Raw genomic sequence first — 23,560 nt, 5'->3', positions numbered from 1 at the left:
TCTATACGGCCATGCGAGGCCATGGCAGGCCAATCGAACGCGTCTGGGCCGAGGCAGTCAGACAGTCGACGGGTGGCGTAACGCTGCCCCACTTCAGTCAGAACAGGAGCGTGCTATGAAACAGTGGTTAATCGCTGCAATGGCCGGCTGCGCCGCAATGGGCGTACAGGCCGAAACCCTTACGGTCGAGATGAACAAGGTCAATGACCAGGGCATCGCCAGCGCCGTCGGCACCGTGAAGATCGAAACCACCGATCAGGGCCTGGTATTTCGCCCCGACCTGTCTGGCCTGAATGCCGGCGCGCACGGCTTTCATGTCCACGCCAATGGCAGTTGCCAGCCAGCAGAGAAAGACGGCAAACCGGCAGCAGCGGTTGCGGCTGGCGGTCACTGGGACCCCAAGAACGCCGGCAAGCATGGCGAACCCTGGGGTGAAGGCCACATGGGAGATCTGCCGGTCCTGGTGGTTGACGCTGAGGGCAAGGCCAACCAACCGGTATTGGCACCACGCCTGAAAAGCCTCGGCGATCTCAAAGGCCACGCTTTGATGGTTCATGAAGGCGGCGACAACTATTCCGACGAGCCCAAACCGCTGGGCGGTGGCGGCGCACGAGTAGCCTGTGGGGTAATCGAGTAACGCCACTTGCGGCTTAAGCCATAAGGCAGGCTGGCCTTACCGGCCAGCTTCAGGCCCGCAAGGGTTGGCTGAATCCCACCCTATGGGGCCCTGTGCGCGGTTTGACGGATGCAGGGTGGGCTCCTGCCAAAGAGGAAGAAAGAACCTGTCCTGGCAGGCCAATCAATATCCCTCTCGCATGCGCATCCCTACTTTTGCTCCCTCCGCAAGGCGCCAGGTTCGCGCTTCACGCCAAGCGTATTCCCATTCGATCATTCATCGCGGCGCAAGTCCGGCGGAATCGGCAAGCTGCTCAACGGATCCGGCCGCTTGCCCTTGCCGGAGCGGTACTGGCGTAACTGGTAGACGTAGGCCAAGACCTGCGCTACCGCAAGATACAGGCCTGCCGGAATCTCCCGGTCGAGCTCAGTCGAGTAGTAAACCGCTCGCGCCAGAGCCGGTGATTCGAGCACCGTCACCTGATGTTCGTTGGCGATTTCGCGAATTTTCAGGGCGACGAAATCCCCACCCTTGGCCACCAGCATTGGCGCCCCACCCTTGCTGCCGTCGTATTTGAGCGCCACGGCAAAGTGCGTCGGGTTGGTGATGACGACGTCCGCCTCCGGCACCGCCTGCATCATCCGCCGCTGAGCCGCGTCGCGCTGCAACTGGCGAATCCGCGATTTGACTTCAGGTTTGCCCTCGCTGTCCTTGTACTCGTCGCGCACTTCCTGCTTGGTCATCATCAGCTTCTGTTTGTTGTCCCAGAGCTGAAAAGGCACGTCCACTGCAGCGATCAGGATCAACCCGCAGGCCATCCAGAGTGCAGACCAGCCAACCACCTCCACGCTATGCATGATCGCCAAGTCCAGCGGCTGTTTGGCGATGGATAGCAGATCGTCCTGATAGGCGCTGAGGACCGCCAGCGCCACGAGCAGCACCACAAGAAACTTGCCCAGCGCTTTCAGCAGCTCGACCAGCGCTTTGGTCGAGAACATCCGTTTAAGGCCGGGCCCGGGGTTCATACGGCTGAATTTAGGCGCCATCGCCTTGGCTGAGAACAGCCAACCGCCCAGCGAGATCGGCCCGATGATCGAGACGAGCAGCAGCACGATCAGCAGCGGCATGATGGCTTCCAACGCAATCATGCCGCTGCCCATCAACAGCCTCACCATAGAGCCTTCGTCCAACAGCGTTTCGCGGCTCAATTCGAAGCTGCCCTGCATGATGGCCATCAGGCTGCCGGCCAGGCTGCCGCCGGACGCCAATAAACCGCCAATACCACCCAGTGTCACCGCCACCGTATTCAGTTCGCGGGAACGGGCCAGCTGGCCTTTTTCACGCGACTCACGGATGCGTTTCTCCGTGGGTTCCTCGCTTTTATCGGCGCCGCTTTCGCTCTCAGCCATATTCGGCCTCCGGCAGCGTTAGGGAACAAATGAGCATCAGCGTAGGCCGATCAATTCGCGCAGCATCGCCAGCGCTTCACTGACGAAGGTCTGGTACTGCGCAAGAATGTCGGCCATGCCGATCCAGACGATGATCAAACCCAGCACCAGCGTCAGCGGAAAACCGATCGAGAAGATATTCAACTGCGGCGCAGCGCGCGTCATCAGGCCGAAGGCGAGGTTAACCACAAGCAGCGCGGTGATCGCCGGCAGTACCAACAGCAGACCGGCACCCAGAACCCAACCAAGCTTGCCGGCCACTTCCCAGAAATGGTTGGTGCCTACCAGCCAACCACCGATCGGCAAAGTGGTGAAACTCTCGGTGAGAATTTCCAGCACCACCAGGTGCCCGTTCATGGCGAAGAACAGCAGAATCACCAGCATGTTGAAGAACTGGCCAATCACCGGCACCGAGACGCCGTTGGCCGGGTCGACCATCGACGCGAACCCAAGGCCCATCTGCATGGCAAGCAGCTGACCGGAGACTATGAACACCTGGAAGAACAGCTGTAGCACGAAGCCCAGCATGACCCCGATCAGGATTTGTTCCGCAATCAGCACCAGTGCCTGCCCGCTCAACGCCTCCACCACTGGCACCGCCGGCAACCCCGGGACGAGGACGACTGCAATCGCGACCGCCAGGTAAAGCCGAATCCGCATTGGCACCAGCTGGGTGCCGATGATCGGCATGCTCATCAGCAGCGCTGCAATCCGAAACAACGGCAGCAGAAATTGCCCGACCCAGGCCCCGATCTGAGCATCGCTGAGCTCAAGCACTGGCGCACCGCTTGCGAGAGGCTTCGATCATCATGGCTAGCCGATGATCAGCGGAATGTTCTGAACCAGACCCTGGGTGTACTCCATGAGCTCACGAACCAACCAGGGTCCGGCCCAGATCAATGTCAGCAGCATGACCAACAGGCGCGGCAAAAAGCTCAAGGTTTGTTCGTTGATCTGGGTGGCCGCCTGGAACATCGCGACCACGAGGCCGACCAGCAGGCTGGGCACGACCAGCACACCGACAATCAAGGCGGTCATCCAGAGCGCTTCGCGAAACAGGTCAACCGCGACTTCGGGTGTCATGAGTGTCTCCGTCTAGGCCCTAGAGCGTGCCGAAACTGCTGGCGAGCGTACCGATGATCAGACCCCAGCCGTCGACCAGCACGAACAGCATGATCTTGAATGGCAACGAAATGATCAGCGGTGAGAGCATCATCATGCCCATCGCCATCAGCACGCTGGCGACCACCATGTCGATGATCAGGAACGGAATGAAGATCATGAAGCCGATCTGGAACGCGGTTTTAAGCTCGGAGGTCACGAAGGCAGGAACCAGGATGGTCAGTGGCGCCGCATCCGGAGTCTGAATATCGGTCCGCCGCGACAGTCGCACGAACAGCTCCAGATCACTCTCGCGGGTTTGGGCGAGCATGAAGTTTTTCAACGGCACCTCGGCGCGTGAAATAGCCTCTGGCGCCGACAGCTGCTGATTCAAGTAGGGCTGTACCGCCTCGTTGTTAATCCGCTCGAACACCGGCGCCATGATGAACAGCGTCAGAAAGATGGTCAGGCCGACAAGGATCTGGTTCGACGGTGTCTGCTGCAGGCCCAGCGCCTGACGCAGGATGGAAAAAACGATGATGATCCGGGTGAAGCTGGTCATCAGCATGACAAACGCCGGGATAAAGCTCAGCGCGGTCATGATCAGCAAAATCTGCAGGCTGACCGAATATTCCTGCTGTCCCTGCGCGTCAGTACTCAGGGTAATGGCCGGTATCGACAAGGGGTTGTCACCCTGGCTGATCAGCCCTCCTGCATCCTGGCCCACGGCAAACGGGGCGGCCAGGATCAGCAGGGCCGCCAACAACAATCGAAGCATCAGGGCTTGTCCTTATTGTCCCGCCCGAGCAGCTCCATCAGGCGCTGGGCAAACTCCGCGTTGGCAGGCTCGGCATCCGGCAGGTGTACCGGCTCCTCGAGCACATGCAATGGGGTGATTCGTCCGGCGCTCAGACCAAGCAGAACCTGTTCACTGCCGACCTGCACCAACACCAGCCGCTCGCGAGGGCCAAGCGCATGACTGGAAATCAGCTTGATCGCCTGATTGCTGCGCGGGTTCAGTTGCTGCATCCGGCGCAACAGCCAGGCGAGCAGGAAGATCAGCCCGATGACCAGCAGCAGGCCAAGCAGCAACTTGGTCATTTGGGTGCCCATGCCGCTGCTGCTCATGCTTGCTGCGGGCTCAGCGGCCAGCGCTGGCAAAGCCAGTAACAGCGAGGGGAGCGCCAGGAAGCGCATGTCAGCGCAACTTCTTGATGCGTTCGCTCGGACTGATCACGTCAGTCAGACGAATGCCGAATTTTTCGTTCACGACCACCACTTCGCCGTGCGCGATCAGCGTGCCGTTGACCAGTACATCCAGCGGCTCGCCGGCCAGGCGGTCCAGCTCGACCACCGAACCCTGATTGAGCTGCAACAGGTTGCGAATGCTGATTTCGGTACTGCCGACCTCCATGGAGATCGATACCGGGATATCCAGGATAACGTCCAGGTTAGGACCTTCCAGGCCAGCGGGCACCGCGGCCGCCTTGGGGCTGCTACCAAACTCCTCCAGCGGCGCACGAGGCGGCGCTGGCGCTGCCGCCGGCCCCTGATTCAGCAAGGCATCGATGTCATCCTGATTGGCGTCACCGGCCTCAGCCAGCGCCGAAGCCCATTCATCCGCCAGCGCCTGCTCGTCGGCGGAAGTGTTTTCGTGTTCGTCTGCCATCGCTAATCCTCGACCGGCGGGTAATTGAATAAAGACTGAATCAACGTGGTCGCAATACGGATTCGAGCACTTGCAGGGCCAGGTTGCCCTTATGCGCACCCAGCTTGACCTTGAAAGCCGGCATGCCATTGGCGCGCATGATCATGTCTTCGGGCATTTCCACCGGGATCACGTCGCCCGGCTGCATGTTGAGAATCTCGCGCAGCTTGAGCTGACGCCGCACCACCGTCGCACTGAGCGGCACATTCACATCGAGCACGTCCTCGCGCAGCGCGTTGACCCAGCGCTCGTCTTGATCGCTGACATCGGACTGGAAACCTGCATCGAGCATCTCGCGGATCGGCTCGATCATCGAGTACGGCATGGTGACGTGGAAATCGCCGCCGCCGCTTTCAAGCTCGATATGAAACGTCGACACCACCACCACTTCGCTGGGGCTGACGATGTTGGCCAGCGCCGGATTCACTTCCGAATGCACGTACTCGAAGTTCACGTCGAGCACTGCGTGCCAGGCTTCCTTGAGGTCGACAAAGGCCTGATCCAATACCATTCGCACCACGCGCAATTCGGTGGGGGTGAATTCCCGGCCCTCGATCTTGGCGTGCCTACCGTCACCACCAAAAAAATTATCCACCAGCTTGAACACCAGCTTGGCGTCGAGGATGAACAGAGACGTACCGCGCAGAGGCTTGATCTTCACCAGGTTGAGGCTGGTCGGTACATACAGCGAGTGTATGTACTCACCAAACTTCATCACCTGCACGCCGCCGACCGAAACATCTGCCGAACGGCGCAGCAGGTTGAACATGCTGATGCGTGTGTAGCGGGCAAAACGCTCGTTGATCATCTCCAGGGTGGGCATGCGTCCGCGAACGATGCGGTCCTGGCTGGTCAGGTCGTAACTCTTGATGCTGCCCGGTTCGGAATCGCTTTCGGTATCGACCAGACCGTCGTCAACTCCGTGCAGGAGCGCGTCGATCTCGTCTTGCGAGAGCAGGTCTTGAACAGCCATCTGGAACGACCCCTATTGCAATACGAAGTTGGTGAACAGCACTTGCTCGACCGCGAGCTTGCCGATTTCCTTCTGCGCCAGCTCCTGAACGCTGGCGGTCGCCTGCTGACGCAGCATTTCCTGCCCCACCGGCGTCGCCAGGCTGGCAAAGTCCTGGCTTGAGAACAACATGACCAGTTGATTGCGCAACAGGGGCATGTGTTCCTTCAATCCGTCGAGCGCTGCCTGATCGCGAGACATCAGCGCAACACTGACTTGCATGTAGCGTTGACGCCCACCGGCATTGGTGAAGTTGACAATGAAAGCCGGCGCCAGCACCTCGTAGATTGCCGCCTGGCGCTGGGGCGCGGCATCTTCGCTTGCAGCCTCGTCCGCCGGCTTGTCTGCCTCACCTTTAGACATGAAGTACAAGGTAGCGCCGACCGACACCCCGACAGCCAGCAGCAATCCGAGGACGATCATGATGATCAGTTTGAGCTTGCCCTTCCCTTCGGTCGCAGCCGCAGGACTCGGGACGTCCGGAGGTCCTTGTTTCTTTGCCATGCCAAATATCCGTCATCACAAGTGTTTTCACTCGCTTCATCACGATGCGAGCAACTGCTGTGCCAAAGTATCGACTAGCGAACAGGCAGCGTAAACGATTGCCATGCTGCGTCCTCTTTTTGCAGACGAATAGTCAGAACCGCAATGAGCGCGGGCAAAAAAAACCGGGCTAGAAGCCCGGTTCCGGTCAGCCTGTGATGGTCACGCGTAGTAATCCACCAAGCCGCGGTCGCCACCGGCACGTGCGGAGCTGATTTCCATGCTGCCTTGCACGACCTCATCTTCCCCTGCAGCCGATACACCGGCGATGCCTCGGTCTCGCGACTCGCCGCCGCCGTCACCGCGCCATCCTCGGGACTGGTCAGAGACGTTTACGTCCATTGTCATCCCCTGCTGGGTGAACATATCGCGCAATCGCTGCATCTGCCCTTCCAGCGCATCGCGTACGCCAGCATGCGGACTGAGGAAGGTTACCTGGGTCTGATCCTTGGTCATGTCGATACGGACCTCCATGCGGCCCAACTCGGCTGGATCAAGCTGGATCTCGGCCGACTTGAGGTTCTGGCTCGACAACCACATCACCCGATCCACCACCGCTTCACTCCAGCCAGACTGCTGCATCTGTACCGGTTGGCCCGGCACCATTGGCGGCTTAAGTATCTGCTGCATCTGGTTTTGCTGCGCGATCGCCTGGGTCAGGGGGTTCAGACGATTGATCGCGGCTTCGCTGGCGCTCGTGCGGCTTTCTTTAGGCGCTTCCAGTTGCTCGAGTAGCTCGGCGAAGCCTTCCTCCGGTGAGCTTTCGGCCGCTTCGTCGACCAGCTTTTCACCCAACAGGCTCGTCGAGACTGCCTCTTGGGCGTCCAACGTGGGCTCTTCGGCCGGAGCAAGGCTCGCCACTAAAGGGCTCTTCTGAACGGTGGATTGAATGTCCAGCGTCCGCTGCCCAGTCAGCACCGCTTCGCCATCTGCCGGAACACCCTCTGCAACCGCTTGTGGCTGCGCCAGACCAACCAAAAACTCACTGCCCGTCAACGGCGGCTCTTCGACCACCGCTTCCGTGCTGACCTCACCCTGCCCGCCCATGCCGAACAGCAGCAACGGATCAAGCTCGGCTTCGGCGGTCGGAGCGCTGTCATCGACCGTCTCGAGATTGGCCGGCAAATCGTTGCCGGTCTCGTTCGCGGCCGGCTTTTCGACGCCACTGGCCTTGTCGGTTTCCTGACTCGGCTCCTCGTCGGCGGCCTTGTTTCGGACTGGCTTCGCCGACGCACCTTGCGCCTCGGCAGGCTTGCCCTGACGCTCTTTTGCGTACACGTTAGCGAAGCTGGAGGCCTCGTCCCGACTGGATTGTGGAGCAGGCTTGGGGGATGCGCCCGCCGACTTGGCGACGGCAGTCGGGGCCTTGATATTGAGCAACAGATCGGGGGAAACGGCCATGGATCTTTCCGCTGGGAGTGGGGACGTGTAGATGCCCAAGCAAACTCCGGGCCAGCCGGCAGGTGGTGATGAGTCAAAGGCAACTTAGCGACCCGCAGCGGATCTGCGGGTACAGGCGTTGATCAGGCAGGTCCGCTCCAACGCTGGCGTTCGGCCCGATAGAGAATGCGCACAATGGCAAATTCGCGCTCTATGCGCTCGATCAGCGCTGGCGCCTCGTCGAGCTGATCGCGCCTGGCGGTTTCTTCCATCTCGCGACAAAGTTCTGCCAGCAGCGCGGCGCCCATATTGCTGCAGCTCCCTTTGAAACTGTGCGCAGCCTGGCGCAGGCTCTCTGCTTGGCCGCTCCGGCAGGCCGCCTGTAACAGGCGCAGTCGCTCTTCCGAATCGACGAGAAAAGTATCCAGCAGTACCGGGTACTCCGCTTCCATCACTTCCTGAAGAGTTCCCAGCACGCTGCTGTCGAGATGTTCGGCCACGGAGATGCTCCTGGCTGTAAACGGCAGATTATGCATGACCGACCCAGTGAAACTCTACGTTGAGCACCTTGCCATCAGGCTGCCAATAAAAGCGCTCGCTTAACTGGCGGATCATACGCAGGCCTCGCCCACCCAGCTGCTCGCTGCAGTACTGCTGATTCAGCGCACGCTGCACATCGAAGCCCGGCCCACTGTCGCGGACAGTAATGCGCAGATATCCGCTGCCCCCTTCAGACTTGACGGTCAACTCGATGGACACGAACCCCTCGTCAAGCGCTTCCAGGCGTCGCTGACGCTCCCGGTAATAACTGGCGAAGCCTTCCGCGTCGCTCTTGATCGATGAATCGAGCAACAGCACCCCATGCTCCATGGCATTGGAATAAAGCTCGCTCAACACTGTGAAAATTGTTCCCACCCGATAGCGCAAGGGTGAAATCTGCAGCAGCAGCTGCATAGTCATAGGCAAAGGGTCGGCCGTGCGCAGGCTGTCAGGCCGCAACTCGAAGCAGGTCGTCCAGTCCCGCGGACGCAACTCCCGACTTCCTAACGGATAGACATGGGAAAGGTGGGCTGCAGTCTCCTCCGACTCCGCCAACATGCTCACTTCGACGAGGCTCAGGTCGTCAAGTATTTGACCATGAAAGGCCTGCAGCGCCTCCTGAATGTCGTCAAACAGTGTCGCCGGGTTGCGGTTGGCCTCAATCACTGCAAGCAACCGCTGTTCGCCAAACAGCTGATCGTCAGCGTTGCGGCTCTCCAGCAACCCGTCTGACAACAGCAACAAGCGATCTCCCATCGCCAAGGGGAGTGTCTCGAAGCTGTCATCGAATGATGACGCTTCACGCACGCCCAAGGGCAGATGTCTGGACCGCAAAGGCAACCAATCGCCGTCCGCCTTGAGCAGATAGCCGTCCGGCAAACCGCCGTTCCACACACGCAGGATCCCCTGCTCGAGGTTGATGTCGAGAAAGGTCGCGCAGCAAAACATTTCCACCGGCAGGATCAGTTTCAACTTGGCGTTGATATCGCGAAGGATCTGGTTGCTCGAATAGCCCTTGGCTGTCATCCCGTAAAAGGTTTCTGCCAACGGCATGGCGCCTACCGCGGCCGGCAGACCATGGCCGGTGAAGTCGCCGAGCAGCACGAACATCCTGCCGGCAGGCGCTTGAGCAGCCAGTAAAAGATCGCCATTGAACAGTGCTCGAGGAGACTGCCGGTAACGAATGTTAGGGGCGTTCAGGCATCCGGCGTGGGCGACCTTGTCGAAAATCGCCTTGGCTGCGCGTTGTTCATCGAGCAATTGCTGGTTGCGGCGCCCGATGAGATCGCGCTGCTCCAGTACAGTCGCCTGCAATCGCCGCAAGCGGTGCATGGCCTGGATCTTCGCTTCCAGAATGATGGGGTTGTACGGCTTGGCGATAAAGTCATCGCCGCCCGCCTCAAGACAGCGAACCAGCGCTTCGTTCTCGGTCAGCGAAGTCAGAAAGATGATCGGGACCAGTTCATTGCCAGCCAGCCGCTTGATCTGTTGTGCCGCCTCGAAGCCGTCCATCACTGGCATCAACGCATCCATCAACACCAGCTGCGGACGTTCGCGCTCGAACAGGCTGATCGCCTCGGCGCCATTGGCCGCGGTGGTCACTCGATGGCCCTGGCGGCGAACGATGGCCGCCAACAGCATGCGGTCGGCCGCACCATCCTCGGCAATGAGTATGGAGAGCCGACCAGGCATCAGGCTATTGCGAACAATTGTTCGAAGTTGGAAACCGCAAGAACTTTGCGCACATCAGGGTTGCAGTTGACCAGACGAATATCGGCTTTTTCGCTGCCGCCGTGATCACGCAGCAAGAGCAACATGCCCAGAGCAGAGCTGTCGAGATAGGTCGCGCCGTCGAGGTCGACCACATAGCGTCGGGGCGAGCTCCCGGCATTCTGATAGGCGTCCCGAAAGGCCTGGTGGGTGTTGAAATCGAAGCGCCCCTGAATCGTAATGGTCAGCTCCTGTCCATCTGCCGATAGCTGTGAACTGATGGTCATCTAGCACTCCTGTTTCGAACGAGGTCGTGACCTTTCGCCACGGCTGTCGTTATTGCTGGGTTGGTGCAGGCCCGCCGATTGGCGCCTCGTCCAACGACTGCAGCTTCAGTTCCAGCCGCACTGTTGTAAAGAAGCTGATGAAGATTTAGCACCCAAAGTCCGGCACAGCAAGCTTCAATCGGGTTTGGGCCGGCTGGACAGTCGCTGGGAAAACTCGTCCAGCAGCTTTTGCTCTCGCTTGTCCGCTGCGGTCCTCGCCTCCTGCAGGTAGCGTTCGACCAGTTTACGCAGACCATCGAGCCGCGCTCGCCGTTGCTGCCATTGCTCGCGCAGCTTGTCGAGGTTGTTGCGGTGCCAATCCAGGCTGCGCTGCTGTTGTCCGATAGCCGACTCGAGCTGAGAGAGAAAGCGCTGGTAGTTCATCAGCCATTGGCCGGACACGCCTTGGCTGCCTTGGGCCATCCACTGCTGCTGGTAATCGGCAAAGTATTGCCGTAACTCGCCGAGTTTGGCTTCGGCCTGTGCGACTTGCGTCTGGCCTTGTCCAAACAGCTTCGCAGCCTCTCGCTCGGCACGCTCGGCCATATCGATCACCGGCGCCAGGCGCGCCGCTCGGCTGGCCGGCAAGGTTTAGCCTGCTGCCTTGGGATTGAATACGCTGGCCAGCAGCGCTTCGCTCTGGGCCAGATGTTCGGCCTCGTTCAGGCCCTGCCGGAGGTAGCGAACCATCTCCGCCTGCCGGGCGATGGCGAGATCGGTTTCCGGATCACCACCAGGCACATAGGCGCCGACACTGATCAGATCCCGGCTTTGCTGAAAGCGCGACCAGAGTTGCTTGAAGCGCTGGGCATTGCGCATATGCTCGGCGCTGACTACCTGTGGCATGACCCGACTGATCGAGGCCTCGATGTCGATGGCGGGGTAATGCCCCTCCTCAGCCAAGCGGCGAGAAAGCACAAAATGGCCGTCGAGCACACCGCGCGCCGCGTCGGCGATCGGATCTTGCTGGTCGTCCCCCTCAGACAAGACGGTATAGAACGCCGTGATCGAGCCACCGCCCTCTTCCGCGTTGCCCGCGCGCTCCACCAGGCTTGGCAGCTTGGCAAACACCGACGGCGGGTAACCCTTGGTCGCGGGCGGCTCGCCGATGGCCAGGGCGATCTCGCGCTGCGCCTGGGCGAAGCGGGTCAGCGAGTCCATCAACAACAGCACGTTTTTGCCTTTGTCGCGGAAGTACTCGGCGATGCGCGTGCAGTACATGGCGGCGCGCAGGCGCATCAAGGGTGCATCGTCCGCCGGTGAAGCCACCACCACCGAACGCTTGATGCTTTCTTCGGTGAGAATGTTCTCGATGAACTCCTTCACTTCCCGACCACGCTCGCCGATAAGCCCGACAACGATGATGTCGGCCTCGGTAAAGCGCGTCATCATGCCCAGCAGGACCGACTTACCGACACCGGTGCCGGCAAAAAGGCCAAGACGCTGGCCACGGCCCACGGTGAGCAGGCCATTGATGCTGCGGATCCCCACGTCCAGCGGGTCGCTGATGGGGTGACGTTTGAGCGGGTTGATCACCGGGCCATCCATCGGCACCCAGTCTTCGGCCTTCATCCCGCCCTTTCCATCCAATGCACGCCCGGCTCCGTCCAGCACGCGACCAAGCATCGAGGTTCCCATCGGCAGGCGTCCGGTGTTGGCCAGCGGCACGACGCGGGCCCCCGGTGCAATGCCAGCGAGGCTGCCCACCGGCATCAGGTACAGTTTGCCGCCGGAAAAGCCCATGACCTCTGCCTCGACCTGGGTCGGATGGTAGCTGTCCTCGTTGATCACCAGGCAGCGGCTGCCAACAGCCGCGCGCAAGCCTTCGGCTTCCAGCGTCAGCCCGACCATACGCAACAACCGACCCTCGAGGATCGGTTGGCTGGGAAGCTTGATCGCCTCTCCGTAGGTTTCGAAGCGCTTGGCGAAGCTGGTGCGCTCAAGACGCATCGGGACTGTCCAGGCCTGGATCCAGATTCAGGTGCAAGTCAGCCTCGGGTGGACTGGTGGCGTTCTCGCGCTGCTGTTCGAACAACTGCTTGATAGCCTGCCCCAGGCGGGTCTCGACGCTGGCGTCGATGCGGCTTTGCTCGGTTTCGATGCGGCAGCCGCCGGGCAGCAGATCACTGTCTTCTACGATTTTCCAGGTCTCTTCGTGGCGCTCGCGCAGCGCTTTCACCAGATCGAAATCTTGCGGGTTGATGTAGATGCGCACGTTGCTGGCGCCCATCGGCAGCAATTTGAGTGCTTCGCGCAGCACTTGGCGGATCTGGCTGGAATCGATCAGCAGGTCGCGTTGAATCACTTCGCGGGCCAGCTGACTGACCAGCGTGACCATGGCGTGTTCAAGGTTGCGATCCTGGTCGGCGATGGGTTCGAGCAGCTGAGTCATCAGTTTTTCCAAACTATCCAGCTTGGGCGTAAGCGCCGCCTCGGCCTCCTGCTTGGCTTTGAGCTGACCGGCGTGAAACCCGTCCTTCTCGCCAGTACTGAAACCTTCGTTGTACGCCTCCTGACGGATTGCCTCGAGCTCGTCGAGCGTCAGCGGTTTGACTTCCTCGACCGGCACGTCTTCGCTGCGTGACAAGTTCTCGTCTTCGACCGGCTCCTCGTCAATCTCCGGGTCTTCCGGCTCGGCACCCAGAGGGTCGAAGCTCGGCAAGGCCCAGCGATCAAACACGTTGACGTCTTTCGCGCGGATTACGTCGCTGGGGTTTTCCTTGGACATACGGCTCGCTTAGACCTAGAGCATTTCTTCGCCGCCCTTGCCACCGAGCACGATTTCTCCGGCTTCGGCCATGCGACGGGCAATGGTGAGGATTTCTTTCTGGGCGCCTTCGACTTCGCTGACACGCACCGGCCCTTTGGCTTCCAGGTCGTCACGCAGCAATTCGCCGGCACGTTTGGACATATTCTTGAAGATCTTTTCCTTGATGGCGTCATCGGCGCCCTTGAGCGCCAGCACCAGCACGTCCGAGGATACTTCACGCAACAGCACCTGGATGCCCCGGTCGTCGACATCGGCAAGGTTGTCGAAGACGAACATCAGATCCTCGATCTGCGACGAGAGGTCCTCGTCCACATCGCGAATGGCGTCCATCAGCTGGCCTTCGACCGAGCTGTCGAGGTAGTTCATGATGTCCGCCGCGCGCTTGACGCCGCCCAATGTCGCCCGCGTGGTATTGGCGTTGCCGGAGAACTGTTTCTCCAGGATCAGGTTCAGCTCCTTCAGCGCGGCCGGCTGCACGGTGTTGAGCGACGATACGCGCAGTACGATGTCGAGCCGTACCTTGTGGTCGAAGTGCGAAAGCACCTCACCCGCCTGATCGGGGTCTAGGTAGGCGACGACGATTGCCTGGATCTGTGGGTGCTCGTAGCGGATCACGTCAGCGACCGCCCGTGGCTCCATCCACTTGAGGCTGTCCAGGCCGCTGGTGTTGCCGCCGAGCAGAATGCGGTCGATCAAGCCGCCGGCTTTGTCCTCGCCCAGCGCCTGGGTGAGCATCTTGCGGATATAGCCATCCGAACCGACCCCAAGGCTGGTCTGGTCGCCCACAATCTCGACGAACTCGCCCATCACCTGCTCAATCTGGTTTTTTTGCACGTTACGCAATTGCGCCATCGCCGTGCCGACCTTTTGCACTTCCTTCGGCCCGAGGTGACGCAGTACCTGTGCGGCATCGGCCTCGCCCAGCGAGAGCAGCAGGACCGCAGCCTTGTCGACCTTGTTCAGCTTGACGGGATTTCGAGCATCACTCATCTGCGTTGATCCACTCTTTGACAACCTGAGCCACCCGGCCCGGGTCCTCTGCTACCAGATTCTTGATGGCATTCAATTGCGCATCGTATCCCTCGGTCGGGCTCGGCAGCATGATGCTCTGCGGGCCGCTCAGGCTGACGCGGTCGCTCGAAAGCGCACCGTCTATGCCTTCCATGTCACCAAGTTCGGCATCGCCACCCACCGTTTGCAATTCCTTGCTCTTGCCGGCGTTGGTCAGGTTGTTCAGTACGGGCCTTAGCACGCCGAACACCAACACCAGGATGAACAGGACGCCGAGCACTTGCTTGACGATGTCCCAGAACCACGGCTGCGAGTAGAACGGAATGTCGATGAACGTCTCGTCGAGCGAATCAGCAGCGAACGGGGCATTGATCACGCTGACGCTGTCACCACGGCTCGCATCGAAACCAACAGCATCCTGTACCAGCCGGGTGAAGCGCGCCAGTTCTTCGGCGGTCCGCGGTACCCGAGTCGTGCTTCCGTCAGCTGCAACCGTCGTCTGGTCGTCGAGCACCACGGCAACCGACAGGCGACGCAGGCGCCCCTGCTGCTGCTTGGTGTAACTGATCGAACGGTCCAGCTCGTAGTTGCGGGTCGCCTGCTCGCGCTTGTCTGCCGGATACGGCGCCAACATCGGTTGGCCTGTTGCCGGGTCCATGACCTGCTGGCCGTTGGCGTCCAGCAGCGGCTGGCCCGGAGCAATGGCGCCCGCCGCGCCGGCCTGCCCGGCAACAGCATTCTCGGGCGCAGCAGCGGGTCCCGGTGGCTGATTGCTGAGAGCACCAGGCACACCTTGCGGACCGAGGCTGCTCTGACGCTGCTCGCTAACGCTCTGCTCACTGCGCAGTGCCGGTTGATCCGGGTTGAATGTCTCGGAGGTGGACTCTACCGCGCTGAAATCTACATCGGCAGACACTTCGGCCTTGTAGCGACCGCTGCCCAGCACCGGCTGCAGGATATTGTGCACGCGCTGGGTGTAGAGGCTCTCCATGCGGCGGCTGTAGTCGAACTGCTTGCCGGCCATGCTCAGCTCGGTGAGTTCCTGCTGATCGGACAGCAGGTTGCCCTTCTGATCGACCACGGTAATTTGTGATTTGGTGAGTTCCGGCACGCTGGTCGCGACCAGGTTGATGATCGCCATCACCTGACTTGGCTCGAGATTGCGCCCCGGATAAAGCTCAACCAGAACCGATGCGCTCGGCTTGCGCTCGTCGCGGACGAAAACTGAACTTTTTGGAATGGCCAAGTGGACGCGCGCGCCCTTGACGTTGTTCAAGCTGGAAATGGTACGACCCAGCTCGCCTTCGAGACCACGGCGATAGCGGGTGGCTTCCATGAACTGACTGGTGCCGAGGCCTTGTTCTTTATCGAGAATCTCGAAGCCGATATTGCTGTCGGTCTGGGCGATGCCGGCGCTGGCCAGCTTCAGCCGCGCACGGGCAAGGTCGTCGGCCTTGACCAACAGAGCGCCGGAGTTGGGCTCCACCGTGTAGGAAATGTCTGCAGCTGCCAGGGTTTCCATCACCTGGTTAGCGTCCATTCCGGCAAGGCTGCCCAGCAGTGGGCGATAATCCGGTTGCTGTGACCAAAGCACCACAGCAAAGCCGATGGCGACGCTCGCTGCCAGACCGACCAGCAGGCCGATCTGCCGCAGCATCGACATTTCGGAAAGGTTTTCCAGAAAGGACAGGCCCAGCAGAGGCTTCTTCGGGCCTTCCGAAGCAACCGGCACTGGAACTTTGCTAAGCGCGTCAGCCATTGTTCAAATCCTGCCTTAAACCGGCATCTGCATGATGTCTTGGTACGCCTGAACCAGCTTGTTGCGCACCTGGGTCATCGCTTGAAAGGAAACGCTGGCTTTCTGGGAGGCGATCATGACTTCAGTCAGGTCGATGCCGCCCTGGCCCATCTCGAAGGCAGTAGCCAACTGGCTGGAGGCCTGCTGGGTTTCGTTCACTTTATTGACGGCCTGCCCGAGCATGTCTGAAAAGCTCGAAGCACCCACCTCCGGGGCCGCCGTCACGGGCTTGGAGCGCGCCATTGCATCGGTCTGCATGGCCCGCATTTCCAGCATCAAGCGATTGAATTCGATACCCTGACTCATCATTCCTCCAACAGCTGCGGTTTTTTTGACGCCTCGCAGCAGGCACAGGAGTAATAGCAACATCGGTGCCAGTGTCAGCACGGCCATCACCGTGCCTCTCGGCATGGGAGACGAACGGCGCTGAGGGGTGCGGGTGACTGTTACGCTGATCGCGCCGTTGGCTGTACCGCGACGCGAAGCGCGTGACGCCCTAGCCTGTCGTCATACCGCCTGCAGACGCCTGTTGAGGCAGAACACCAGTTCACTCGTGAGCCTTCTGCAATTCCTGTGTATCCATTTCCGAACCGGACCCGAAGCCGACGATGACCGCCACCGCCGCTCAACCTTACCGTCTATTCAAGGACAGCTCGGCCTCTACCGTCGTGGCTGGCTTCATCGCCATGCTCACCGGCTATACCAGCTCGCTGGTGCTGATGTTCCAGGCCGGCCAGGCTGCCGGGCTCAGCGGCGCCCAGATCTCCTCCTGGATCTGGGCGCTGTCGACCGGTATGGCGATCTGCAGCATCGGATTGTCGTTGCGCTACCGAACGCCGGTCGTGATCGCCTGGTCGACCCCGGGCGCCGCGTTGCTGATCAGCAGCCTGCCCGGCGTTCCGTACAGCGAAGCGATCGGCGCCTTTATCTTTGCTTCAGCGCTGATCGCCCTGTGCGGGCTCACCCGCAGCTTCGAGCGGTTGATGCGCAAGGTGCCCGCATCGCTGGCAGCCGCGTTGCTGGCGGGCGTCCTGTTCAACATTGGCAGCGAGATTTTCCGCGCGGTTGAAGTCCAGCCGACACTGGTTCTGTCGATGTTCTTCAGCTATCTGCTGTTCAAGCGCGTGCAGCCCCGCTATGCGGTGCTGTCGGCACTTCTGGTCGGCTGTGCATTGTCGGCCGGGCTCGGCCTGCTGGACTTCCGCCAGCTGAGTCTGGAAGTGGCGGTGCCGGTCTGGACCACGCCCAGTTTGTCGCTTGCGGCCATCTTCAGCATCGGCATACCGCTGTTCGTGATCGCCATGGCCTCGCAAAACATGCCAGGGCTGGCGGTGCTTCGCGCTGAGGGCTATCAGGTGCCGGCCTCACCACTGATCTCGGTGACGGGCATCGCCTCGGTATTGCTGTCACCCTTCGGCTCCCACGGTATTCATCTGGCAGCGATCACCATGGCTATCTGCAGCGGGCCGGAAGCGCATCCAGACCCGGCGAGACGCTACACCGCAGCCGTCTGGTGCGGCGTTTTCTACGGCATCGCCGGGATTTTCGGCGCTACGCTGGCGGCCCTGTTCGCATCCTTTCCGGCAGCGTTGGTGTTGTCCATCGCAGCCCTCGCCCTGCTCGGTTCGATCGGCAGTGGCCTGACTCAGGCCATGCAAACGCCGCGCGAGCGCGAAGCGGCGCTGATTACCTTCATGGTGACGGCTTCGGGGCTGACGCTTTTCGGCATCGGCTCCGCGCTGTGGGGATTGGTCGCGGGTGTGCTGACGCTGTTGATCGTCAGCGCACCCAAGCGATCAGCCTGATCACCCTCTCTGATCAGATCGCCGTGGCTCCGCCATCGACCGCCAGTGCGTGACCGGTGGTAAAGGCCGCGGCATCGCTGCAGAGGTAGAGCACGGCAGCAGCAATTTCCTCGACCTTGCCTACGCGACCGACCGGGTGCATGGCCGCGGCAAACTCCGCCTTGCGTGGGTCTGCCTCATAGGCACGACGAAACATGTCGGTATCGATCACCGCAGGACAGACGGCGTTGACCCTGATTTTCTTCTTGGCGTACTCGATGGCCGCCGACTTGGTCAGGCCGATGACCGCATGCTTGGACGCCGAATAGATGCTCATTTTCGGGGCCGCCCCCAGGCCCGCCACCGAGGCGGTGTTGACGATGGCGCCGCCACCCTGGGCGAGCATCAAAGGCAACTGGTGTTTCATGCACAGCCAGACCCCTTTGACGTTGACTCCCATGATGGCGTCGAACTCGGCTTCACTGCCTTCGGCCAGGCGGCCCTGTTCGATTTCAATCCCGGCGTTGTTGAACGCATAGTCGATGCGCCCATAGGTCGCCACCGCCTGCTCGACCATCGCCTTGACCTCTGCGTCGCGGGTGACGTCGCAGCGCACGAACTCCGCCTCGCCACCGGCCTGACGAATCGCATCAGCGCATGCTGCTCCACCGGCCTCGTCCACATCGGCCACCACCACCTTCAGCCCCTGTTCGGCAAACGCCAACGCCGTCGCACGGCCAATGCCCGCTGCACCACCCGTAACCAATGCAACCTGACCGGAAAAACACATGCTCATGCTAGATACCCTGATCGATTGAAGAAAGGCGCCAGTCCTAATGTGACTGCAAGCCATATGCTGGTCATGGTTATACCGCCATCCCGAGATCCGCTTAAGCAGTAGCTGGCGATATCACTCACGCGGATGCCATTGCATTCCAGCGTGACCGCCTTACTTGCGGTGCTGCCTCAGGGAGGCTAAACCAACGGTTTGCACACACAAGAGGCTCCCATGGACAAGACCAATCGCCAGTTCCTGCTGGCCAAGCGCCCCGTCGGCGCACCTGACCGCGCGACATTCGAGTTCGCTGAAAAGCCACTGGGCGAACCCGGCCCGAACCAGATACTGGTGAAGAACGAATACCTGTCTCTTGACCCAGCCATGCGCGGCTGGATGAACGATGCCAAGTCGTACATTCCCCCGGTCGGCATCGGCGAGGTGATGCGTGCGCTAGGCGTAGGCAAGGTCATTGCCTCCCAACACCCAGGGTTCGCCGAAGGCGATTACGTCAATGGCGCACTGGGCGTGCAGGACTATTTCCTCGGCGAGCCGAAAGGCTTCTACAAAGTCGATCCGAACCAGGCCCCGCTGCCTCGCTACCTGTCTGCGCTGGGCATGACTGGCATGACGGCCTATTTCGGTCTGCTGTCGGTCGGCGAGCCAAAAGCCGGTGAAACTGTGGTGATCTCCGGCGCAGCAGGCGCAGTTGGCAGCGTCGCGGGCCAGATCGCCAAGATTAAAGGCTGTCGAGTAGTCGGGATCGCCGGCGGTGCGGACAAGTGCCGCTTCCTCACCGAGGAGCTCGGTTTCGATGCGGCTATCGACTACAAGAGCGAAGACGTTGCCGCCGGCCTGAAGCGCGAATGCCCGAAAGGCGTTGATGTGTACTTCGACAACGTGGGCGGTGACATCCTCGACGCGGTGCTGACGCGCATTGCTGTGGGCGCGCGCATCGTCATCTGCGGCGCCATCAGCCAGTACAACAACAAGGAAGCGGTCAAGGGACCGGCCAACTACCTGTCGCTGCTGGTCAACCGCGGCAGAATGCAGGGCATGGTGGTGATGGACTACGTTTCACGCTATCCAGAAGCCATGAAAGACATGGCGGGCTGGATGCAAAGCGGCGAGCTGAAGAGCAAGGAAGACATCGTCGAAGGGCTGGAAACCTTCCCAGAGACGCTGATGAAACTGTTCACCGGCGGCAACTTCGGCAAGCTGGTGCTGAAGGTCAGCTAAGCGGATGGTGAATGAGCCGGCCGCGGCCATCGCGGCCGGCTTTTTAGTTCACGCCAGTTCTGCGACGACCGCCGCCAGCGCTTGAGCCGGGTCCGCGGCCTGAGCGATTGGGCGGCCGATCACCAGGTAATCAGAACCTGCCTGAATTGCCTGCGCAGGCGTGAGAATGCGCCGCTGATCATCCGCTGCGCTGCCGGCGGGACGAATGCCCGGCGTCACCAGCTGCAGTCCGGCGAACTGCGCCTTCAGTGGTTTCGCCTCCTGAGCCGAGCAGACCAGCCCATCCAGCCCAGCCTTTTCGGCCAGCCCCGCGAGCCGCAATACCTGCTGCTGCGGTTGTAGATCCAACCCGATATCAGCCAGGTCCGCCTGCTCCATGCTGGTCAACACTGTTACGCCGATGAGCAGAGGCTTTTGCCCGCTCAGCGTGTCCAGAGTTTCGCGACAAGCCGCCATCATCCGCAGACCACCCGAGCAATGTACGTTCACCATCCACACGCCCAGCTCTGCCGCCGCCTTGACGGCCATCGCCGTGGTATTGGGGATGTCATGGAATTTCAAGTCTAGAAACACCTCGAACCCCTTGGCCTGCAACGCTTCCACCACCGGCGGACCGCAGCGGGTAAACAGTTCCTTGCCAACCTTGACGCGACATAGCGCCGGATCCAATTGCCCGGCCAAAGCCAATGCAGCATCACGGGAGGGAAAATCGAGCGCAACAATGATCGGCGTCTGGCAGGGCATGGCAAGTCCTCGGCAAAATTCGGCGCGCATTGTCGCAGAAAAACAACTTTTGAGCGGAGCCGCTCAAGCCACGCCGTGTTGCACCGGTATGGCTTCACAATGCAGCCCGGCGTAAGGTGGTATGCATACAGATCAAGCTACTGGAGAAGTCCATGCCCTGGTACATCTGGCTTTTACTGGTTCTCGTCATTGGCACGATCATCGGCGGCCTGCTGATGTTGCGTGCTGGGGCGCGCAAGATTCCGCTGACCGAAGAGCAAAAACAGCGCATTGCTCAACGCAACGCCGAAGCAGACGCCCAGGACGCTCGGGACCGATAAGCCCTTACGACCTTGATTTGGTGTCGCACCATCAGGGCTCGACACCCGACGACCGCGCGTCCAGAAACCTATGCAACCGGCGGTAACAGATGGCATTTGGCCATGAACCAAGCGATCATTCGATCCTCTCTACAGGATGATTGAATGCCAGCTTCTCACCCCCTTACCGATCACATCGATCCCAACGCTAAAAGCACCTTCGCTCGCCGCATTTTGCCGGGCATCGCATGCCTGTTGGCGGTCGCGCTGCTGGCGGCTGCCGTTGCGGTAATCCCGATCGCCAGGACCATCGACAGTGATGCGCTTGTGCGGGAGCATTTTCTGACGGGCAAGGCGTTTGAAGCGCACCGGCGCGGCATGAGCCGCCACGTGGCGGACAATGCCTTCTGGGGAGATGCATACGCCAATCTGAGCACGCGGGTAAATCTGGACTGGGCATACGAACAGGCAAACCTGGGACCCTCGCTGTACGAAGACTTTGGCTACGACGCCGTTTTCGTTATCGACGCGGACGGTAAAACCACCTACTCAGTCATCCGCGGTGAGCTCGTTCAGGTCGATGCTCAGCAATGGCTCGAAAACGGGCTGCAGACTCTGCTAGCCGACGCTCGGATCGCCCTTGAGGATGATGAGACCTCCTCTGGCGTACTCACAGCCGGAGGACAGCCTGCGCTGGCAAGTGCAGCCGTCATGACAACCGGCGGCAGCGACATCGAAGAACAACCCGGCCCCGCCTCGACTTTGGTCTTTGTCGACCTGATGGACCGCGACTGGCTCCTTGAGGTAGGAGAAGCGTACGCCGTTAAAGGCCTTCGTATAGACGATGGCAACGAGCGCATCGACGGTGCGCTGACCGAACTGAACAGGCTTGATGGCTCGCCGGTGCGTTTTACCTGGAGCGTGTCGCAGCCCGGCGAGTATCTGTTGTGGATGACACTGCCGGTCCTCGGCGCCGTCACCCTCGGGCTTGGCCTGCTGGCTTGGCTGCTCTTGTGCCAGGCACTCAAGACCGTACGCATCATGGAAGCCAGCTACAAGCGCCTGGCGATAAGCCGCACCGCGTTGGCGTCCAGCGAGGAGCGCTTTCGTGACGTAGCGGAAGCCGCTTCCGACTGGATATGGGAAACGGACCAGAATGCCCAGCTCACCTATCTATCGGCCCGCTTCGAGGAGATTACCGGCCATGCGCCCGCGGCCTGGATTGGCCGCCCGTTGATCGACCTGCTGCTCACAGATCATGCGGCACTGCAGGACTGGCTCACAGGTAAACACAGCGTACCGCTGCGTTGCAGCTATCACGCCGCTGATGGGTGCGTGCGCCATTGCCGTTTGTCTGCCCGGGAAATCCGCAGCGGCGGCCAGCTGGTGGGATATCGCGGCACTGCCAGCGATGTTACCGAGGAGACCAAGGCTCAGGCGCGGGTCCAGTATCTGTCTCAGCATGATGCGTTGACTGGCTTACCCAACCGCAACCGGTTACGCGATTATCTCGAAAGCAAGCTCAACTCTCTGAATACAGCGTCGCGGCTGACCGTGCTCTATATCGACCTGGATCGCTTCAAACCGGTGAACGATACCCTCGGTCATGGCGCTGGCGACGAAGTCCTCATCGGCGTCGCAAACCGCCTGAAGCAGTGCATCAGAGGTAACGATCTGGTCGCCCGACTGGGCGGCGATGAGTTCGTCATGGTGGTGAGCCGTCTGCAACACAATGAAGACATCGAGATGCTCTGCGCCCGTGTTGTGGGAGTTGTCAGCGAGCCGTTCAGCTATGAGGACAAGCAGATCCACATCGGCGCCAGCGTTGGGATTGCCGTGGCGCCGACCGATGCCAGCCAGGCCAACGAACTGCTGCGGTGCGCCGATATTGCCCTTTATCAGGCCAAGGCTGATGGGCGTGGAACCTGGTGCTTCTACGGCAGCGAGATGGACAAACGACTGCATGAAAGGCGCTGTCAGGAGGACGAGCTGCGCCGGGCAATCACCGAAGGTCAGTTCGAAGCCTATTATCAGCCCCGCTATCTGAGCAAAGGCATGTGCATCAACGGTGCAGAAGCGTTGCTGCGCTGGCACCACCCCACGCGAGGCTTACTGCTACCGGAACAGTTCATTCCCCTCGCAGAGGAAACCGGGCTAATCGTGCCGCTGGGCGAGTGGGTGCTGCGTAAGGCCTGCCTCGAGGCGTCGAACTGGTCAGATGAGCTGGTCGTGTCGGTCAATATTTCACCCCTGCAACTGCGCGTTGGCGACCTGTACCAGATGATCATCAGCGCGCTCACGGACAGTGGCCTGCCCGCCAGCCGCCTTGAGCTGGAGATTACCGAGACCGCTTTGCTGCAGGAAAACGAGAGCACGCTGGATGTGCTCAATCGGTTGAAGTCGCTCGGCTTGCGGCTTGCAATGGATGACTTCGGTACCGGGTACTCGTCACTGAGCAATCTACGGAACTACCCGTTCGACATGATCAAGATCGACGGCAGTTTCGTTGCGGGCATGTCCCATTCGGTTGAAAACCACTCCATTGTCAAAGCCTTGATCGACCTTGGTCATGGTTTGAGCATGCGCGTTACTGCGGAAGGTGTGGAAACGCTGGAACAACTGAATCTGCTACTGGCTGACGGTTGTAGCGAACTGCAAGGATTTCACATGAGCCATCCGCTGCCCGCCAACGAGCTCCACGCTCTACTTAGCACCGCGCGCCTGAGTGACGAGGTGAAACAATAATCCAACGTCAG

At 60.6% G+C, this 23,560-nt stretch carries 25 protein-coding genes; 5 read left to right on the top strand and 20 right to left on the bottom strand.

Translation table 11 applies throughout. The features are described from left to right. The first annotated feature begins 115 nt into the window (after positions 1 to 115). Positions 116 to 637 carry a superoxide dismutase family protein gene (gene sodC / locus CXK96_RS08600; RefSeq protein WP_102836065.1) on the top strand — a complete coding sequence of 174 codons (522 nt, stop codon included), beginning with the start codon at positions 116 to 118 and terminating at the stop codon, positions 635 to 637. Between the two features lie 251 nt (positions 638 to 888). On the opposite strand, the gene flhB is transcribed toward sodC, so the two are convergent. The 18 genes from flhB to fliE all read right to left on the bottom strand — a co-directional run bounded on the left by flhB (position 889) and on the right by fliE (position 16,269). After that, positions 889 to 2,025, bottom strand: coding sequence for a flagellar biosynthesis protein FlhB (gene flhB / locus CXK96_RS08595; RefSeq protein ID WP_102836064.1), 1,137 nt, complete (start codon positions 2,023 to 2,025; stop codon positions 889 to 891). 36 nt (positions 2,026 to 2,061) lie between these two features. Then, positions 2,062 to 2,841 (bottom strand): flagellar biosynthetic protein FliR, encoded by a 780-nt coding sequence (gene fliR, locus CXK96_RS08590; RefSeq protein WP_102836063.1) that lies wholly within the window; start codon positions 2,839 to 2,841, stop codon positions 2,062 to 2,064. Between the two features lie 36 nt (positions 2,842 to 2,877). After that, positions 2,878 to 3,147: a flagellar biosynthesis protein FliQ gene (gene fliQ / locus CXK96_RS08585; protein ID WP_102836062.1), complete on the bottom strand. Its 270-nt coding sequence runs from the start codon at positions 3,145 to 3,147 to the stop codon at positions 2,878 to 2,880. A gap of 19 nt (positions 3,148 to 3,166) precedes the next feature. Beyond that, positions 3,167 to 3,943: a flagellar type III secretion system pore protein FliP gene (fliP, locus tag CXK96_RS08580; protein ID WP_102836061.1), complete on the bottom strand. Its 777-nt coding sequence runs from the start codon at positions 3,941 to 3,943 to the stop codon at positions 3,167 to 3,169. Then, the gene (gene fliO, locus CXK96_RS08575) at positions 3,943 to 4,362 is read right to left on the bottom strand and encodes a flagellar biosynthetic protein FliO (RefSeq protein WP_102836060.1); all 420 of its coding nucleotides are present in this window, start codon (positions 4,360 to 4,362) and stop codon (positions 3,943 to 3,945) included. Before fliO ends, fliP begins: the two co-directional genes overlap by 1 nt. A 1-nt stretch (position 4,363) precedes the next feature. Next, positions 4,364 to 4,834: a flagellar motor switch protein FliN gene (fliN, locus tag CXK96_RS08570; RefSeq protein ID WP_102836059.1), complete on the bottom strand. Its 471-nt coding sequence runs from the start codon at positions 4,832 to 4,834 to the stop codon at positions 4,364 to 4,366. Positions 4,835 to 4,874: 40 nt separating this feature from the next. Then, a complete protein-coding gene (gene fliM / locus CXK96_RS08565; protein ID WP_102836058.1) occupies positions 4,875 to 5,846 on the bottom strand; it encodes a flagellar motor switch protein FliM in 972 nt (323 codons plus the stop codon). 12 nt (positions 5,847 to 5,858) lie between these two features. Continuing rightward, positions 5,859 to 6,389, bottom strand: a complete 531-nt coding sequence (gene fliL, locus CXK96_RS08560; protein WP_102836057.1) for a flagellar basal body-associated protein FliL — start codon at positions 6,387 to 6,389, stop codon at positions 5,859 to 5,861. Positions 6,390 to 6,590: 201 nt separating this feature from the next. Further along, the gene (locus CXK96_RS08555) at positions 6,591 to 7,829 is read right to left on the bottom strand and encodes a flagellar hook-length control protein FliK (protein ID WP_102836056.1); all 1,239 of its coding nucleotides are present in this window, start codon (positions 7,827 to 7,829) and stop codon (positions 6,591 to 6,593) included. Positions 7,830 to 7,951: 122 nt separating this feature from the next. Next, positions 7,952 to 8,260 (bottom strand): Hpt domain-containing protein, encoded by a 309-nt coding sequence (locus tag CXK96_RS08550; RefSeq protein WP_418952678.1) that lies wholly within the window; start codon positions 8,258 to 8,260, stop codon positions 7,952 to 7,954. A 76-nt stretch (positions 8,261 to 8,336) separates the two neighbouring features. Then, positions 8,337 to 10,040 (bottom strand): fused response regulator/phosphatase, encoded by a 1,704-nt coding sequence (locus tag CXK96_RS08545; protein WP_102836054.1) that lies wholly within the window; start codon positions 10,038 to 10,040, stop codon positions 8,337 to 8,339. Continuing rightward, positions 10,040 to 10,345, bottom strand: a complete 306-nt coding sequence (locus tag CXK96_RS08540) for an STAS domain-containing protein (RefSeq protein ID WP_102836053.1) — start codon at positions 10,343 to 10,345, stop codon at positions 10,040 to 10,042. Before CXK96_RS08540 ends, CXK96_RS08545 begins: the two co-directional genes overlap by 1 nt. Positions 10,346 to 10,519: 174 nt before the next feature. After that, positions 10,520 to 10,972 (bottom strand): flagellar export protein FliJ, encoded by a 453-nt coding sequence (fliJ, locus tag CXK96_RS08535; RefSeq protein ID WP_102836052.1) that lies wholly within the window; start codon positions 10,970 to 10,972, stop codon positions 10,520 to 10,522. 3 nt (positions 10,973 to 10,975) lie between these two features. Beyond that, positions 10,976 to 12,334, bottom strand: a complete 1,359-nt coding sequence (gene fliI / locus CXK96_RS08530; RefSeq protein WP_102836051.1) for a flagellar protein export ATPase FliI — start codon at positions 12,332 to 12,334, stop codon at positions 10,976 to 10,978. Then, positions 12,324 to 13,112, bottom strand: coding sequence for a flagellar assembly protein FliH (gene fliH, locus CXK96_RS08525; RefSeq protein ID WP_102836050.1), 789 nt, complete (start codon positions 13,110 to 13,112; stop codon positions 12,324 to 12,326). Before fliH ends, fliI begins: the two co-directional genes overlap by 11 nt. Positions 13,113 to 13,127: 15 nt before the next feature. Then, positions 13,128 to 14,144, bottom strand: coding sequence for a flagellar motor switch protein FliG (gene fliG / locus CXK96_RS08520; RefSeq protein ID WP_102836049.1), 1,017 nt, complete (start codon positions 14,142 to 14,144; stop codon positions 13,128 to 13,130). Then, entirely contained in the window at positions 14,137 to 15,924 is a 1,788-nt protein-coding gene (fliF, locus tag CXK96_RS08515; RefSeq protein WP_102836048.1) for a flagellar basal-body MS-ring/collar protein FliF, read from the bottom strand. Before fliF ends, fliG begins: the two co-directional genes overlap by 8 nt. A 15-nt stretch (positions 15,925 to 15,939) precedes the next feature. Beyond that, positions 15,940 to 16,269: a flagellar hook-basal body complex protein FliE gene (fliE, locus tag CXK96_RS08510; RefSeq protein WP_102836403.1), complete on the bottom strand. Its 330-nt coding sequence runs from the start codon at positions 16,267 to 16,269 to the stop codon at positions 15,940 to 15,942. A gap of 302 nt (positions 16,270 to 16,571) precedes the next feature. On the opposite strand from fliE, the gene CXK96_RS08505 reads away from it, so the two are divergent. After that, complete coding sequence (locus tag CXK96_RS08505) at positions 16,572 to 17,768, top strand: benzoate/H(+) symporter BenE family transporter (RefSeq protein ID WP_102836047.1); 1,197 nt, start codon at positions 16,572 to 16,574, stop codon at positions 17,766 to 17,768. Positions 17,769 to 17,781: 13 nt separating this feature from the next. On the opposite strand, the gene CXK96_RS08500 is transcribed toward CXK96_RS08505, so the two are convergent. After that, positions 17,782 to 18,543: an SDR family oxidoreductase gene (locus CXK96_RS08500; RefSeq protein ID WP_102836046.1), complete on the bottom strand. Its 762-nt coding sequence runs from the start codon at positions 18,541 to 18,543 to the stop codon at positions 17,782 to 17,784. A 213-nt stretch (positions 18,544 to 18,756) separates the two neighbouring features. Between CXK96_RS08500 and CXK96_RS08495 the strand changes: the two genes are divergently transcribed. Then, on the top strand, positions 18,757 to 19,761 hold the full coding sequence (locus CXK96_RS08495) for an NADP-dependent oxidoreductase (protein WP_102836045.1): 1,005 nt from the start codon (positions 18,757 to 18,759) through the stop codon (positions 19,759 to 19,761). A gap of 48 nt (positions 19,762 to 19,809) precedes the next feature. Here CXK96_RS08495 and pyrF read toward each other — a convergent pair whose 3' ends face one another. Next, on the bottom strand, positions 19,810 to 20,505 hold the full coding sequence (gene pyrF, locus CXK96_RS08490; RefSeq protein ID WP_102836044.1) for an orotidine-5'-phosphate decarboxylase: 696 nt from the start codon (positions 20,503 to 20,505) through the stop codon (positions 19,810 to 19,812). 152 nt (positions 20,506 to 20,657) lie between these two features. Between pyrF and CXK96_RS08485 the strand changes: the two genes are divergently transcribed. Next, positions 20,658 to 20,825, top strand: a complete 168-nt coding sequence (locus CXK96_RS08485; protein ID WP_102836043.1) for a DUF2897 family protein — start codon at positions 20,658 to 20,660, stop codon at positions 20,823 to 20,825. Between the two features lie 144 nt (positions 20,826 to 20,969). Further along, a complete protein-coding gene (locus CXK96_RS08480) occupies positions 20,970 to 23,549 on the top strand; it encodes a bifunctional diguanylate cyclase/phosphodiesterase (RefSeq protein ID WP_102836042.1) in 2,580 nt (859 codons plus the stop codon). Positions 23,550 to 23,560 lie beyond the last annotated feature (11 nt).

The organism is Stutzerimonas stutzeri, assembly GCF_002890895.1.
GTDB lineage: Bacteria > Pseudomonadota > Gammaproteobacteria > Pseudomonadales > Pseudomonadaceae > Stutzerimonas > Stutzerimonas stutzeri_AB.
Note: the sequence above shows the minus strand (reverse complement) of the source record. Positions and strands in the feature narration are given on the sequence as shown.

Excerpts from the sequence above, each read along its gene's own strand:
- sodC (WP_102836065.1), top strand. The coding sequence starts at position 116 with ATGAAACAGTGGTTAATCGCTGCAATGGCCGGCTGCGCCGCAATGGGC.
- flhB (WP_102836064.1), bottom strand. The coding sequence starts at position 2,025 with ATGGCTGAGAGCGAAAGCGGCGCCGATAAAAGCGAGGAACCCACGGAG.
- fliQ (WP_102836062.1), bottom strand. The coding sequence starts at position 3,147 with ATGACACCCGAAGTCGCGGTTGACCTGTTTCGCGAAGCGCTCTGGATG.
- fliP (WP_102836061.1), bottom strand. The coding sequence starts at position 3,943 with ATGCTTCGATTGTTGTTGGCGGCCCTGCTGATCCTGGCCGCCCCGTTT.
- fliO (WP_102836060.1), bottom strand. The coding sequence starts at position 4,362 with ATGCGCTTCCTGGCGCTCCCCTCGCTGTTACTGGCTTTGCCAGCGCTG.
- fliN (WP_102836059.1), bottom strand. The coding sequence starts at position 4,834 with ATGGCAGACGAACACGAAAACACTTCCGCCGACGAGCAGGCGCTGGCG.
- fliM (WP_102836058.1), bottom strand. The coding sequence starts at position 5,846 with ATGGCTGTTCAAGACCTGCTCTCGCAAGACGAGATCGACGCGCTCCTG.
- fliL (WP_102836057.1), bottom strand. The coding sequence starts at position 6,389 with ATGGCAAAGAAACAAGGACCTCCGGACGTCCCGAGTCCTGCGGCTGCG.
- CXK96_RS08555 (WP_102836056.1), bottom strand. The coding sequence starts at position 7,829 with ATGGCCGTTTCCCCCGATCTGTTGCTCAATATCAAGGCCCCGACTGCC.
- CXK96_RS08550 (WP_418952678.1), bottom strand. The coding sequence starts at position 8,260 with ATGGAAGCGGAGTACCCGGTACTGCTGGATACTTTTCTCGTCGATTCG.
- CXK96_RS08545 (WP_102836054.1), bottom strand. The coding sequence starts at position 10,040 with ATGCCTGGTCGGCTCTCCATACTCATTGCCGAGGATGGTGCGGCCGAC.
- CXK96_RS08540 (WP_102836053.1), bottom strand. The coding sequence starts at position 10,345 with ATGACCATCAGTTCACAGCTATCGGCAGATGGACAGGAGCTGACCATT.
- fliI (WP_102836051.1), bottom strand. The coding sequence starts at position 12,334 with ATGCGTCTTGAGCGCACCAGCTTCGCCAAGCGCTTCGAAACCTACGGA.
- fliH (WP_102836050.1), bottom strand. The coding sequence starts at position 13,112 with ATGTCCAAGGAAAACCCCAGCGACGTAATCCGCGCGAAAGACGTCAAC.
- fliG (WP_102836049.1), bottom strand. The coding sequence starts at position 14,144 with ATGAGTGATGCTCGAAATCCCGTCAAGCTGAACAAGGTCGACAAGGCT.
- fliF (WP_102836048.1), bottom strand. The coding sequence starts at position 15,924 with ATGGCTGACGCGCTTAGCAAAGTTCCAGTGCCGGTTGCTTCGGAAGGC.
- fliE (WP_102836403.1), bottom strand. The coding sequence starts at position 16,269 with ATGAGTCAGGGTATCGAATTCAATCGCTTGATGCTGGAAATGCGGGCC.
- CXK96_RS08505 (WP_102836047.1), top strand. The coding sequence starts at position 16,572 with ATGACCGCCACCGCCGCTCAACCTTACCGTCTATTCAAGGACAGCTCG.
- CXK96_RS08500 (WP_102836046.1), bottom strand. The coding sequence starts at position 18,543 with ATGAGCATGTGTTTTTCCGGTCAGGTTGCATTGGTTACGGGTGGTGCA.
- CXK96_RS08495 (WP_102836045.1), top strand. The coding sequence starts at position 18,757 with ATGGACAAGACCAATCGCCAGTTCCTGCTGGCCAAGCGCCCCGTCGGC.
- pyrF (WP_102836044.1), bottom strand. The coding sequence starts at position 20,505 with ATGCCCTGCCAGACGCCGATCATTGTTGCGCTCGATTTTCCCTCCCGT.
- CXK96_RS08485 (WP_102836043.1), top strand. The coding sequence starts at position 20,658 with ATGCCCTGGTACATCTGGCTTTTACTGGTTCTCGTCATTGGCACGATC.
- CXK96_RS08480 (WP_102836042.1), top strand. The coding sequence starts at position 20,970 with ATGCCAGCTTCTCACCCCCTTACCGATCACATCGATCCCAACGCTAAA.